We start from the raw sequence: 12515 nt of genomic DNA, 5'->3' as shown, positions 1-12515 counted from the left end.
GGCCCGACCTACTGAATCTGCTCCGGCGTCACAATCACCCAGTTCTTGTCTGCAGTCACCGGCAACCCTTCCTTGGCCTGGGCTGCCGCCTGCTTGGCGATCATCCCGTTCAGCTGGTCCATGTACTTGGCCTTGCGGTTTATCCACAGGTGGATACCCCCCTTGCCAACATCCACCCCATGGAACTGCATGTAGCCGTCGCTTGTGGGCGTGTCGCCGCCTACCAGCACGGGTTTCTTCCACTCATCGATGTACGTCAGGATGGCGGCCTGCTTGCCGGCCATCCAGGTAGCCGGCGTCCACAGGTAAGGGGTGAGTTCGAGACGCTCGTTGGCCTTGGGGTCATAGTGCCCGGCGCTGATCTGCTTGCGCGCGGTGGTGAGCGCGCCGCTGGCGGGGTCCTTGAGCAGCAGGCTGACGCCGATCACGTTCTGGGGTTTGACGTTGTAGCCGTACTTGGGGTCGGACGCGACCATGCGCACCAGTTCCTCGGACGCTGCGGAAATCACGTACACGTCGATGCCGTTTTCCATCAGCTTGTTGTACAGCTCGGCCTGGCCCTTGAATACCTTGGGCGGCTGCACGTCCAGGGTCTTGACCTGGTCGCCCTCGTAGTAGGTGGCGGGGATGGGCGCTGTGCTGGCCATCAGCTCATCCACCTGCTGTTTCAACTGCTGCAGGGTGAACCCTGAAAACACCTGGGCGACCCAGGGGTAGCAGACCATATCGTCCACCTCGCACAGCCGATTGTAGTAGCTGTACAGGCTCTCCTTGTGCTCAGCGGTATCCTTGAACGGCATCAGTTTCAAAGAGGGGTCGAGCTTTTCACGGGTCAGCAGGCCCTTGTTCTCCATGAACGGCAGCAGCGCCTCCTCAAGGTCGTAGCGGTAGCTGGTGTTGTCCATGTCGAACACCGCGTAGTTACCTTTGTTGGCATTGGCGGCAATCATGCTGTCGAGTTGCTTGGCCGCCTCAGGGGGCCAATGGGTGAGCTCGGTGGCCATGGTTTCGATACTCACCAGCGAGGCGAGGAAAAAGGCGAGGGTCTTCGGCGCGAACGTCATGTACGAATCTCCTGAAGTGACCCAGCAACGCTAGTGCAACTGCTGCAATTGGCAAACCCCGGATAACGACCCCAAAGCCGCCACGAACGCCGCGCGCATGACTGTGCACGACAACCCGTTATTCCAAAAACGACTATGCACATTCCATTTAGGTATAAATTCGTTTGTTTTCAGGCTGTTAGCATTTCCGTTCGCAATCGCTCACAGAGGCGATGCCCCTTATCGCTTTTCTCGCTGGAGCTTCAATGAACCTGCCGCTGTCACTCAACCTGCTGGCATTCCTGGCCCTGTTGCTGGGCCTGGCACAAACCCGCCGCACGCAATGGAGCCTGGCCAAGAAAGTACTGCTGGGCCTGGCAATGGGCGTGGCGTTCGGCCTGGTGCTGCACAGCATCTATGGTGCCGGCCACCCGGTGCTGAAGGCCACTATCGGCTGGCTGGACCTGGTCGGCAATGGCTATGTCGGCTTGCTGCAGATGATCGTGATGCCGCTGATCTTCGCCTCCATCCTCAGCGCAGTGGCGCGCCTTCACAATGCATCGTCCCTGGGGCGCATCAGTGTGCTCAGCATCGGTACGCTGCTGCTGACCACGGCCATCGCTGCACTGATCGGCATCGTGTTGACCAACCTGTTCGGCCTGAGCGCCGAGGGGCTGGTGGCCGGCGCGCAGGAAAGCGCACGCATGCAGGTTATCCACAGCGACTATGCAGGCAAGGTCGCCGACCTCAACATCCCGCAGCTGCTGCTCTCGTTTATCCCCAGCAATCCGGTTGGGGATTTGGCACGGGCCAAACCGACGTCGATCATCAGCGTGGTGATCTTTGCCGTGTTCATCGGCCTGGCAGCGTTGCAACTGATCAAGGACGACGCCGAAAAGGGCCAGCGCGCCCTGTCGGCCATCGATACCCTGCAGGCCTGGGTAATGCGCCTGGTGCGCGTGGTGATGAAGCTCACGCCCTACGGCGTGCTGGCGCTGATGACCAAGGTGGTAGCCAGCTCCAACCTGGAAGACATCCTGAAGCTGGGCAGTTTCGTGGTGGTGTCCTACCTGGGCCTGGGGCTGATGTTCGTGGTGCACGCCATCATCCTGGCCTCGACCGGCGTGAGCCCGCTGCGCTTCTTCCGCAAGGTGTGGCCGGTGCTTACCTTTGCCTTCACCAGCCGTTCCAGCGCAGCCAGTATTCCGCTGAACATCGAAGCGCAGACACGCCGCCTGGGTGTGCCGCAGTCGATTGCCAGTTTCAGTGCATCGTTCGGTACCACCATTGGCCAGAACGGCTGCGCCGGCTTATACCCGGCCATGCTGGCGGTAATGGTGGCACCGGCCGTGGGCATCGACACCTTCGACCCACTGTGGATCGCCACCCTGGTGGCCATCGTCACCCTGAGTTCTGCGGGGGTGGCAGGCGTAGGTGGCGGCGCCACGTTCGCCGCATTGATCGTGCTGCCGGCCATGGGCTTGCCGGTTGAGCTGGTGGCCTTGCTGATTTCGGTGGAACCCCTGATCGACATGGGGCGCACGGCATTGAACGTCAACGGTTCGATGACCGCAGGGGTGGTGACCAGCCAGTTGCTGAAAGAAACCGACAAGGCAGTGCTGGCAGACGACGAGCACGCCGAGCTGAGCCATACCTGAGGTTCACAGAGGTGGGGGCGGGCTCGCCGGCCCCCACGCAACCGCCCGCTGTCAAACCCTGTCCCACACCTCAAACTGATACCCAGGCTTCCCCTCCTCCACCTGGGCCTCGCTGGACACCAGTGCCCACTGTTGCGGGTCGAACGCCGGGAACCAGGCGTCGCCCTCGGGTGACAACGCCACCCGGGTCAGGTACATGCGGCTGACCAACCCTTTCTCCAGTGCCTGCCCATACAGCTGCGCACCGCCGATCAGCATCAGCTCGTCGACGCCCTGCTCACGCGCCCACTGCTCGGCACGCACCAGCGCCTGCTCCAGCGAACCGAACACTTCGGCGCCAGCCAGCGCCAGGCCCGGTTGCCGGCTGACCACAATGTTCAGCCGCCCTGGCAGTGGCCGGCCCAGCGAATCCCAGGTCTTGCGGCCCATGATGATCGGCTTGCCCAAGGTGGTGGCCTTGAAATACCTGAAGTCCCCCGGCAGGTGCCAGGGCATGGAGTTGTCGATACCTATCACGCGGTTTTCGGCATACGCCGCGATCAGGCTGAGGGGCAGTGATGTATTCATGCCAGCGAGAATAGCACCGGCCGGGTGGGTTATGCTTCTGCCCAGACCTGTGCAATGGAAGACTTCGTGACTGCCCTCACCCCCCTGGACAAGCGCTGGCTTACCGAAGCAGTACGCCTGCGCGAGGAACACGCCGGCCCGCTGGAAGACCAGGAAGCAAACCGCCGCGCCCGCCAGCAAGGCGGCGAGCTGGCGACCCGTGTGGAAACCCGTGCGTTGCTGCTGGCAGATCGCGATGGCATGACCACGGCGCTGCGCCACTGGAAGCAAGGCGCCCGTCTGGCCTTGCTGGCATTGCTGCTGATGGCGCTGCTCAGTGGTGCAGGGTTGGCGCTGGCAGCCCTGGGCGACGGGCAGCGCCCGGTGAACGTGTTCTGGGCCTTGGGCAGCCTGCTTGGCCTGAACCTGCTGATGTTGCTGGGCTGGGCCGCCGGCTTCATGCTCAGCGGCGAGCAGGGTGCGGTGCTTGGCCGGCTGTGGCTGTGGTTGAGTGAGCGCTTTGCCAGGGATGCCAAGGCCGCACAGCTGGCGCCGGCTCTGCTGGTGCTGTTGCAACGCCAGCGCCTGAACCGCTGGGTGCTGGGCCTGCTGGTCAACAGCCTGTGGCTGGTGGCGATGCTCAGCGCCATGGGGGTGATGCTGGCACTGCTTGCCACCCGGCGCTACGGCTTCGTGTGGGAAACCACCCTGCTGGCCGCCGACCCGTTCATCTCCCTGACCCAGGCACTGGGGGCGCTGCCTGGGCTACTGGGCTTTGCAGTACCCGACCCGGCCATGGTCCGCGCCAGCGGCGACACGCTGCCGGCGCTGGCCTTGACCCGCCAGGCCTGGGCCAGCTGGCTGCTGGGTGTGGTGCTGGTATTCGGGCTGCTCCCGCGCCTGCTGCTGGCCGGGCTGTGCCTGTGGCGTTGGCGGCAAGGCCGTAGCCGCCTGGTGCTGGACCTGAACCTGCCCGGCTATGCGTCACTGCGCGAGGCACTGATGCCCCACAGCGAGCGCATGGGCGTGCAGGACGACGCACCTGAAAGCCTGCCGGCGTTCACGGCAGGCAAAATGCCGGGCGACGGCAGCGGCGGCCTGTTGGTCGGCCTGGAGCTGGACGACCAGCGGCCCTGGCCACCCGCGCTGCCCGCAGGCGTAACAGACGCCGGCGTGCTCGACAGCCGTGAGTCGCGCAACCACCTGCTTGAACAGTTGGGCCGCTTCCCTCCGGCGCGCCTGGCCATCGCCTGCGACCCAAGCCGCTCCCCTGACCGCGGTAGCCTGGCCCTGCTGGCCGAGCTGGCGCGCACGGCCGGTAGCACGCGGGTCTGGCTGCTGCCAGCAACGCCTGGGCTGACGGTGGACGCCCAACGCCTGGGCGATTGGCACGAAGCCCTTGATCGCCTTGGCCTGCACCATGGCGAGGCGCCTCCATTGACCTGGCTGGAGCTTGGCCATGACTGAGCCACTTAAACTGGCCGTGGTTGGCCACACCAACGTCGGCAAGACCTCGCTGCTGCGCACGCTTACCCGTGACGTCGGCTTTGGCGAGGTATCGCACCGCCCCAGCACCACCCGTCACGTGGAAGGGGCGCGCCTGTCGGTGGGCGGCGAACCCCTGCTTGAGCTGTACGACACCCCCGGCCTGGAAGATGCCATCGCCCTGCTCGACTACCTCGAGCGCCTGGAGCGCCCCGGTGAACGGCTCGATGGCCCGGCACGGCTGCAGCGCTTTTTGCAGGGCAGCGAAGCCCGCCAGCGTTTCGAACAGGAGGCCAAAGTGCTGCGCCAATTACTGGCAAGCGATGCCGGGCTGTACGTCATTGATGCGCGCGAGCCGGTGCTGGCCAAGTACCGAGACGAGCTTGAGGTACTGGCCAGCTGCGGCAAGCCGCTGCTGCCGGTGCTCAATTTTGTCGCCAGCCAGCAACACCGCGAGCCCCAATGGCGTGAAGCCCTTGCCAGGCTTGGGCTTCACGCGTTGGTGCGGTTCGACAGCGTGGCCCCGCCTGAGGATGGTGAGCGGCGCCTCTACGAAAGCCTGGCCCTGCTGCTGGAAAACGCCCGCCCCAACCTGCAGCGGCTGATCGACGACCAGCAGGCGCAGCGCCTGGCCCGCCGGCAAAGCGCCAAACGCCTGATCGCCGAACTGCTGCTGGACTGCGCTGCATGCCGGCGCAGCGTCGCGGCCGAGCCTGCGGCAGAAGCCCAGGCCATCGAGGCATTACGTGATGATGTGCGCCAGCGTGAACAACGCTGCGTCGAGGCCCTGTTGAAGCTGTATGCCTTTCGCCGCGAGGATGCCCATGCCAACGACCTGCCGCTGCTCGATGGGCGCTGGGGTGACGACCTGTTCAACCCCGAAACCCTCAAGCTGCTGGGGGTGCGCCTGGGCAGTGGCGTAGCGGCCGGGGCAGCAGCTGGCGCCGGGGTCGACCTGCTGGTCGGCGGCCTGACGTTAGGTGCTGCAGCGTTGGCCGGGGCCATCGCCGGCGGCGCGCTGCAAACAGCCCGCAGCTATGGTTCACGGCTGATGGGCAAACTGAAGGGCAAGCGTGAGCTGACGGTTGACGATACCGTGCTGCGCTTATTGGCCCTGCGTCAGCAGCAATTGCTGGTGGCGCTGGAAAACCGGGGGCATGCGGCCCAGCACAGCATTCTTCTGGGTGAGCTGGATGAAAAGGCCTGGCGGCAGGGCAAGTTGCCAGAGGCGCTGGTCAGTGCCCGTGCCCATCCGCAGTGGTCCACCCTCAACCCGGGGGCGAAAGTGAACCAGCCACAACGGCAAGCGCAACTGGACGCGCTGGCCCAGCAGCTTTAACGCCCCAGGCCGTTAGTATCCTCTACTTGCGCAACAGGCGCAGGCCGTTGAACACCACCAGCAAACTCACGCCCATGTCGGCGAACACGGCCATCCACATGGTGGCCATGCCCGCGAAGGTAATGGCCAGGAAGATCGCCTTGATGCCAAGGGCCAGCACGATGTTCTGCATGAGGATGGCTGCGCTTTGCCGCGAAAGCCTGATGAAGGCCGGGATCTTGCGCAAATCGTCGTCCATCAGCGCCACATCGGCGGTTTCGATGGCGGTATCGGTGCCTGCTGCGGCCATGGCGAAGCCCACCTCGGCCCGCGCCAGGGCCGGCGCATCATTGATCCCGTCACCGACCATGCCCACCCGATGGCCTTCTGCATACAGCGCTTCGATGCTTTTGAGCTTGTCGGCAGGCAGCAGATTACCCTCGGCACGGTCGATCCCCACTACCGCAGCAATGGCCTGGGCAGTATGTGGGTTGTCACCGGTCAGCATCACGGTCTTGATGCCCAGTTCATGCAGCTCGGCAATGGCCTGACGGCTGGTTTCCTTGACGGTATCGGCCACCGCGAACAGTGCCAGCGGGCCAGAGCTGTCCAGTAACAGCACCACGGTCTTGCCCTGGCGCTCCAGCACGTCCAGCTGGGCTTCAAGCTCGGGCGAACACAACCCCAGCTCTTCCACCAGGCGGTGATTGCCCAGGTGATACACCTGGCCCTCGATGGTACCGCGCACGCCACGACCAGCCAGTGCGGCGAAGTCCTGCACCTCCTGGGTGGCCACGCCTTGTGCCTGGCCAAACTGTGCAATGGCACGCGACACCGGGTGGTCGGAGCGCCCGCCCAGGCTGGCGGCAAGTGCCTGGGCACGGCCTTCGAACAGCGGCTGCAGCACGGTAGCGTCGGTTTGCACTGGCTTGCCGTGGGTAATGGTGCCGGTCTTGTCCAGCGCCAGGAAATCCAGGTGTCGCCCCCCTTCCAGGTACACGCCACCCTTGATCAGGATGCCCTTGCGGGCCGCAGCGGCCAGGCCGCTGACGATGGTCACCGGGGTGGAAATCACCAGGGCACAGGGGCAGGCCACCACCAGCAGCACCAGCGCACGGTAGATCCAGTCGAACCAGGCGCCATCCGTGAACAGCGGCGGAAGAACCGCCACTGCCAGGGCGATGGCAAATACCACCGGGGTGTAGATGCGCGAGAAACGGTCGACGAAGCGCTGGGTAGGCGCACGTGCGCCCTGGGCCTGTTCGACAGCCTTGATGATGCGTGCCAGGGTCGACTGGCCGGCGGCCGCCGTGGCGCGGAACTCCAGCGCCCCGGCCTGGTTGATGGTGCCGGCGAACAGCTTGTCGCCCACGGCCTTTTCCACAGGCAGGCTTTCGCCCGTAATCGGCGCCTGGTCGACACTCGACTGCCCACTGGTGACCTCGCCATCCAGGCCGATGCGCTCACCAGGGCGCACCCTGACCAGCGCGCCGATGGCCACTTCGCGCACATCAACCTCACGCCACTGGCCGTCGGCCTGTTGCACGGTGGCCATGTCCGGCGTCAGTTGCATCAACCCGCTGATGGCATTGCGTGCGCGGTCCAGTGAGCGTGCCTCGATCAACTCGGCGACGGTGAACAGCACCATCACCATGGCAGCTTCAGGCCACTGGCCGATCAACAACGCGCCGGTCACGGCAATGCTCATCAGGGCGTTGATGTTGAGGTTGCGGTTTTTCAGGGCGATCCAGCCCTTTTTGTAGGTGCCAAGGCCGCACCCCAGAATGGCCGCCAGTGCCAATGCCGCCACCACCCATTGCGGGGCCAGTTGAGCAAAGTGCACGATTTCGGCAGCGATCGCCGCCACGCCTGACAAGGCCAGCGGCCACCAGCAGCTCTTCACCGGCTGGGCGGCAGTGGCAGCGCCGTCATCCTCGTCACCCAGCGGCTCGGCTTTCATGCCCAGGCTGTCGATGGCCCGCTCGATTTCGGCGGTACCCTGCAAGGTATGACGCACACCCAGCACGCGGTTGATGAGGTTGAACTCCAGTTGCTCGATGCCGGCCAGGCGGCCCAGCTTGTCCTGGATAAGCGTCTGCTCGGTCGGGCAGTCCATGGCATCGATGCGGAAACGGCTCAGTTGCGCCTGGTCGCTGGCCTTGTCGGTCAGCTGTACCAGGGCCGGCGCCGCTTGCGAGCCACAGCAAGCGTGCGCATGCGGGGCATGGTTGTGCCTGGCATGGCTATGGGCGTGATCGCCATGGTCGTGATCAGGCTTGTGGTCGTGGCTGACAGGCTGGTTCATGGGGTGTCCTTAAATGGCCTGTTGCCAAGTGAACACCCTGTAGCCACTATAGGGTCAAGCCATTATGGGGGATGAGTGATGAAAATCGGCGAACTGGCCAAAGCAACCGAGTGTGCGGTAGAAACCATCCGCTATTACGAGCGCGAGCAACTGTTGCCGGAGCCCGCCCGCACCGATGGCAACTACCGGCTATACACCCAGGCCCACGTGGAGCGCCTGACGTTCATCCGCAACTGCCGCACGCTCGACATGACCCTGGAAGAAATACGCAGCCTGCTGCAACTGCGCGACAGCCCCCAGGCCTCCTGTGGCAGCGTGAACGCGCTGATCGACGAGCATATCGAGCACGTCCAGGCACGCATCGACGGCCTGGTAGCGTTGCAGGAGCAACTGGTGGACCTGCGCCGCCGCTGTAACAGGCAGGGGGCAGAATGCGCGATCTTGCAACAGCTGGAGACCAATGGCGCGGTTTCAGTGCCTGATGTGGAGCATTCACATGTCGGCCGAAGCCACGGCCACTGATTCTGTACGCTAGACCGCCATCGGCGCTGTCATCGGCGCATGGTGCTCGTACCCTTCCAGCCAGAAATCGCCCGGCTCGATCTGCTCCAGCCACTGCGGCTCGTACTTGCCAGTCTCGGCAAACGCCGGCACGCGGTCGCTGATCACCAGCTTGGGCGCCTCCAGCGGCTCACGCTTGAGCTGCTCGTTGAGCATGTCCAGGTGGTTTTCATACACATGGGCATCGCCAATGAAATACGTGAACCAGCGCGGGGTGTAACCGGTCAGTCGGCCGAACAGCGACAGCAACGCCGCGCCCTCGGTCAGGTTGAACGGTGTGCCCAGGCCCAGGTCGTTGGAGCGAATGTACAACGTCAGGGAAATCTCGCGGGTTTCGACGTTAGGGTGGAACTGGTACAGCAGGTGGCACGGCGGCAGCGCCATTTCATCCAGCTGGGCGCAGTTCCAGCCGTGGAACAGGATGCGCCGGCTGCCCGGGTCGTTGGCGATGGTGTCCAGGCACTGACGCACCTGATCGATGGCCTTGTACAGGATGACAAACGCCACGCCGTTTTCTTCGTCCTGAGCAATGCGGCGAAAACCTGCCAGCTCGGCTTTCTCGATGGCCGCCGGGTTGCTCAGCGGGATGCGTTTGTAGCCCGGCCATTGGCGCCATTGCACGCCGTAGATCTCGCCCAGGTCGTCATGCCCCTGCCGGAACGGGTTGGCCAGCCACTGGGCATTTTCGTTGGCGTTCTGGTCCCAGACCTTGCAACCCAGTTCACGGAATTCACCCGCGTTACGTACGCCGCGCAAGAACCCGACCATTTCGCCTATGGCCGACTTGAACGCCAGCTTGCGGGTGGTGATGGCGGGGAAGCCTTTTTGCAGGTCGAAGCGCAGCATGGCACCTGGCAGGCTGATGGTGCGGATGCCGGTGCGGTTTTCCTGCAGCGTGCCGTTGTCGATGACGTCGCGGACCAGGTCCAGATACTGTTTCATGGCTTACCTGTAGCAAATACGGCAGGGGGATCGCCCCTGCCGTGGGATTAATCAGGCGGGTGTCGCCGTGGGCTTGCGATTATAAGCCCACCAGATCAGGCCAAGGCCAGCCAGGATCATGGGCACGCAGAGAATCTGACCCATGGTCAGCCAACCCCAGGCGATGTAGCCCAGCTGGGCGTCCGGCACACGTACGAACTCCACGATGAAGCGGAAGATGCCGTAGAACAAGGCGAACATACCGGACACCGCCATGGTTGGCCGGGGCTTGCGCGAGAACAGCCAGAGAATGGCGAACAGCGCCACGCCTTCCAGCGCGAACTGATACAGCTGCGACGGGTGGCGCGGCAGCTGCGCCGGGTCGCTGAACGGCGGGAAGATCATCGCCCAAGGCACGTCGGTAGGCTTGCCCCACAGCTCGGCGTTGATGAAGTTGCCAATGCGCCCTGCGCCCAGGCCGATGGGTACCAGTGGGGCAACGAAGTCCATCAGTTCGAAGAACGACTTGTTGTTGCGCTTGCCGAACCACAGCGCCGCCAGCATCACGCCGATGAAGCCGCCGTGGAACGACATGCCGCCCTTCCATACCTCAAGGATCAGGGTGGGGTTGGACAGGTAGGCGTGCAGGTCGTAGAACAATACATAGCCCAGCCGCCCACCGACAATTACCCCCATCGACAGCCAGAACACCAGGTCGGAGAGCTTTTCCCGGGTCCAGGTGGGATCGAAGCGGTTCAGGCGCCGCGTGGCGAGCAGCCAGGCGCCGCCGATGCCAACCAGGTACATCAGCCCGTACCAGTGAATCTTCAATGGCCCCAGGGCCACCGCCACGGGATCTATCTGCGGGTAAGGCAGCATGTAACTTCCTCTTGGTTCAAATCAAAAAACTCAGGCCGACACTGAACAGCAGTGCCGCAAACAGGCGCTTGAGCAGGCGTGGCGACAGCCTATGAGCCAGGCGCGCGCCAAAACGTGCGAAAAACATGCTGGTGACTGCGATACCCACCAGTGCCGGCAGGTACACATACCCGACGCTGTTGGGCGGCAGGTTTGCCTCGTGCCAGCCCAACACCATGAAACTGAGCGCACTGGCCACGGCAATGGGCAGGCCGCAGGCCGAGGATGTGGCCACCGCCTGCTGCATCGGCAGGCTGCGCCAGGTGAGGAACGGCACGGTCAGTGAGCCCCCACCGATGCCAAAGATGGCGGAGGCCCAGCCAATGACGCCACCGGCCGCGATCAGCCCAGGCTTGCCCGGGATACCACGGCTGGCCTTGGGCTTGAGGTCCAGCGCCATCTGCACAGCGATGACCAGGGCGAATACGCCGATGATCTTCTGCAGCATCGGCCCCTGGATCAACGAGGCCGTCTTGGCGCCGATACCGGCGCCCAGCAGGATACCCAATGTCATCCAGGCGAAGATGGGCCACTGCACCGCGCGCTTGCGGTGGTGTTCGAGCACGGCGTTGATCGAGGTGAAGACGATGGTTGCCAGTGAGGTGCCGACCGCCAGATGTGTCAGCACCGAGGCATCGAAGCCCTGCAAGGTGAAGCTGAACACCAGCACGGGCACGATGATGATCCCGCCCCCCACGCCGAACAGCCCGGCCAGTACCCCGGCGCATGCACCCAACAGCAGATAGAGCACGAATTCCATTCGGCATCCCCCGAAAAATCAATCCGGCATGGTAACGGAAGCCGGCCTTGGCGCTCTAGTGAACTCTGCATCACGATGGATCTGCATTGTTACCCTGGGTACAGTGGCAGAAAACAGGGAGGCCGGGCCCATGTGCCTGATCGTATTCGCCTGGCGGCCAGGGCATGCCCTGCCGCTGATCGTAGCGGGCAACCGCGACGAGTTCTATGCCCGCCCTACCCAGGCCCTTGCCCCATGGGGTGATGCCCCCGGCGTACATGCGGGCCGCGATCTGGAAGCGGGTGGAACCTGGTTGGGTGTGGGGCCCCGGGGGCGGTTCGCAGCGCTGACCAACATTCGTGACCCCGGCCAGCCCCTTGGCCCCCGATCACGGGGCGAGCTGGTTGCGGCTTACCTGCAGGGTGAACTGGGGGTTGAGGCATACCTGGACGAGGTGGCCGGCCGTAGCGGCCAGTATTCCGGGTTCAACCTGTTGGTAGGTGATGGGCAGCGGCTGGGCTATGTGAATGCCCGGGAGGCTGCACCGCGTCTGCTGGGGGCCGGGGTCTACGGGCTTTCCAATGGGGGCCTGGATACTCCGTGGCCAAAGCTGGTGAAGGCACGCAGCCGGCTGGAAAATCTTTTGGAAACGGCCGAGCCGGAAGTGCTGCTGGCATTGCTGGCGGATAACCAGCCTGCTGCTGACGGTGAATTACCGGAGACAGGCGTGGGGCTGGCAACAGAGAGGTTGCTGTCCAGCGTGTTCATCGCCAGCCAGAACTACGGCACCCGGGCGAGTACAGTGCTGATTGTGGATGCCGAGGGCAGGCGGCGGATGGTCGAGCGCAGTTTCGGGCCCTTTGGGGGGCATTTGGGAGAGGTGGTGTTGGACGTGTGAGGCCAGCCGCGCGAACGCCTTGGCGCATGGCGCGATCTCTTGCCGTGCAAACAGAGCGGTCGCGCGCGCCCTCACAGGCGTTACTGGCCCGAAACAAGCGTAGGAGCGAGCAAAGCTCGCGAT

At 64.1% G+C, this 12515-nt stretch carries 11 protein-coding genes; 5 read left to right on the top strand and 6 right to left on the bottom strand.

The features are described 5' to 3' along the window. Nucleotides 1-8: 8 nt before the first annotated feature. Nucleotides 9-1064, bottom strand: coding sequence for a haloacid dehalogenase-like hydrolase (locus IAE33_RS07550; RefSeq protein WP_201163012.1), 1056 nt, complete (start codon nucleotides 1062-1064; stop codon nucleotides 9-11). A 245-nt stretch (nucleotides 1065-1309) separates the two neighbouring features. Between IAE33_RS07550 and IAE33_RS07545 the strand changes: the two genes are divergently transcribed. Then, the gene (locus tag IAE33_RS07545; RefSeq protein ID WP_201163011.1) at nucleotides 1310-2701 is read left to right on the top strand and encodes an L-cystine transporter; all 1392 of its coding nucleotides are present in this window, start codon (nucleotides 1310-1312) and stop codon (nucleotides 2699-2701) included. A gap of 51 nt (nucleotides 2702-2752) precedes the next feature. On the opposite strand, the gene IAE33_RS07540 is transcribed toward IAE33_RS07545, so the two are convergent. Then, nucleotides 2753-3268, bottom strand: a complete 516-nt coding sequence (locus IAE33_RS07540) for a dihydrofolate reductase (RefSeq protein ID WP_028632077.1) — start codon at nucleotides 3266-3268, stop codon at nucleotides 2753-2755. A gap of 54 nt (nucleotides 3269-3322) precedes the next feature. On the opposite strand from IAE33_RS07540, the gene IAE33_RS07535 reads away from it, so the two are divergent. Both IAE33_RS07535 and IAE33_RS07530 read left to right on the top strand, forming a co-directional pair. Further along, the gene (locus IAE33_RS07535; protein ID WP_201163010.1) at nucleotides 3323-4714 is read left to right on the top strand and encodes a DUF2868 domain-containing protein; all 1392 of its coding nucleotides are present in this window, start codon (nucleotides 3323-3325) and stop codon (nucleotides 4712-4714) included. Further along, entirely contained in the window at nucleotides 4707-6071 is a 1365-nt protein-coding gene (locus tag IAE33_RS07530) for a GTPase/DUF3482 domain-containing protein (protein WP_201163009.1), read from the top strand. Before IAE33_RS07535 ends, IAE33_RS07530 begins: the two co-directional genes overlap by 8 nt. 22 nt (nucleotides 6072-6093) lie before the next feature. Here IAE33_RS07530 and IAE33_RS07525 read toward each other — a convergent pair whose 3' ends face one another. Then, entirely contained in the window at nucleotides 6094-8355 is a 2262-nt protein-coding gene (locus IAE33_RS07525; protein ID WP_201163008.1) for a heavy metal translocating P-type ATPase, read from the bottom strand. Between the two features lie 78 nt (nucleotides 8356-8433). Here IAE33_RS07525 and cadR point away from each other — a divergent pair, with 78 nt between their 5' ends. Further along, nucleotides 8434-8877, top strand: a complete 444-nt coding sequence (cadR, locus tag IAE33_RS07520; protein WP_028632081.1) for a cadmium resistance transcriptional regulator CadR — start codon at nucleotides 8434-8436, stop codon at nucleotides 8875-8877. Nucleotides 8878-8886: 9 nt separating this feature from the next. On the opposite strand, the gene IAE33_RS07515 is transcribed toward cadR, so the two are convergent. From IAE33_RS07515 to IAE33_RS07505, 3 genes are read right to left on the bottom strand one after another with little or no spacing between them, the layout of a single operon-like run. After that, nucleotides 8887-9858, bottom strand: coding sequence for a thymidylate synthase (locus IAE33_RS07515; RefSeq protein WP_201163007.1), 972 nt, complete (start codon nucleotides 9856-9858; stop codon nucleotides 8887-8889). A 51-nt stretch (nucleotides 9859-9909) separates the two neighbouring features. Then, nucleotides 9910-10716: a prolipoprotein diacylglyceryl transferase gene (lgt, locus tag IAE33_RS07510; protein WP_201163006.1), complete on the bottom strand. Its 807-nt coding sequence runs from the start codon at nucleotides 10714-10716 to the stop codon at nucleotides 9910-9912. A gap of 16 nt (nucleotides 10717-10732) precedes the next feature. Beyond that, the gene (locus IAE33_RS07505) at nucleotides 10733-11515 is read right to left on the bottom strand and encodes a sulfite exporter TauE/SafE family protein (protein ID WP_201163005.1); all 783 of its coding nucleotides are present in this window, start codon (nucleotides 11513-11515) and stop codon (nucleotides 10733-10735) included. 130 nt (nucleotides 11516-11645) lie between these two features. Here IAE33_RS07505 and IAE33_RS07500 point away from each other — a divergent pair, with 130 nt between their 5' ends. After that, nucleotides 11646-12392, top strand: a complete 747-nt coding sequence (locus IAE33_RS07500; RefSeq protein ID WP_201163004.1) for an NRDE family protein — start codon at nucleotides 11646-11648, stop codon at nucleotides 12390-12392. Nucleotides 12393-12515 lie beyond the last annotated feature (123 nt).

Origin of the sequence: Pseudomonas sp. S60, assembly GCF_016647865.1 — a bacterium.
Lineage (GTDB): Bacteria > Pseudomonadota > Gammaproteobacteria > Pseudomonadales > Pseudomonadaceae > Aquipseudomonas > Aquipseudomonas parafulva.
This window is presented reverse-complemented; position numbering and strand designations above follow the sequence as displayed.

What these genes read in the sequence shown, in the direction of transcription:
- IAE33_RS07550 (WP_201163012.1), bottom strand. Translation starts at nt 1,064, where the DNA reads ATGACGTTCGCGCCGAAGACCCTCGCCTTTTTCCTCGCCTCGCTGGTG.
- IAE33_RS07545 (WP_201163011.1), top strand. Translation starts at nt 1,310, where the DNA reads ATGAACCTGCCGCTGTCACTCAACCTGCTGGCATTCCTGGCCCTGTTG.
- IAE33_RS07540 (WP_028632077.1), bottom strand. Translation starts at nt 3,268, where the DNA reads ATGAATACATCACTGCCCCTCAGCCTGATCGCGGCGTATGCCGAAAAC.
- IAE33_RS07535 (WP_201163010.1), top strand. Translation starts at nt 3,323, where the DNA reads ATGGAAGACTTCGTGACTGCCCTCACCCCCCTGGACAAGCGCTGGCTT.
- IAE33_RS07530 (WP_201163009.1), top strand. Translation starts at nt 4,707, where the DNA reads ATGACTGAGCCACTTAAACTGGCCGTGGTTGGCCACACCAACGTCGGC.
- IAE33_RS07525 (WP_201163008.1), bottom strand. Translation starts at nt 8,355, where the DNA reads ATGAACCAGCCTGTCAGCCACGACCACAAGCCTGATCACGACCATGGC.
- cadR (WP_028632081.1), top strand. Translation starts at nt 8,434, where the DNA reads ATGAAAATCGGCGAACTGGCCAAAGCAACCGAGTGTGCGGTAGAAACC.
- IAE33_RS07515 (WP_201163007.1), bottom strand. Translation starts at nt 9,858, where the DNA reads ATGAAACAGTATCTGGACCTGGTCCGCGACGTCATCGACAACGGCACG.
- lgt (WP_201163006.1), bottom strand. Translation starts at nt 10,716, where the DNA reads ATGCTGCCTTACCCGCAGATAGATCCCGTGGCGGTGGCCCTGGGGCCA.
- IAE33_RS07505 (WP_201163005.1), bottom strand. Translation starts at nt 11,515, where the DNA reads ATGGAATTCGTGCTCTATCTGCTGTTGGGTGCATGCGCCGGGGTACTG.
- IAE33_RS07500 (WP_201163004.1), top strand. Translation starts at nt 11,646, where the DNA reads ATGTGCCTGATCGTATTCGCCTGGCGGCCAGGGCATGCCCTGCCGCTG.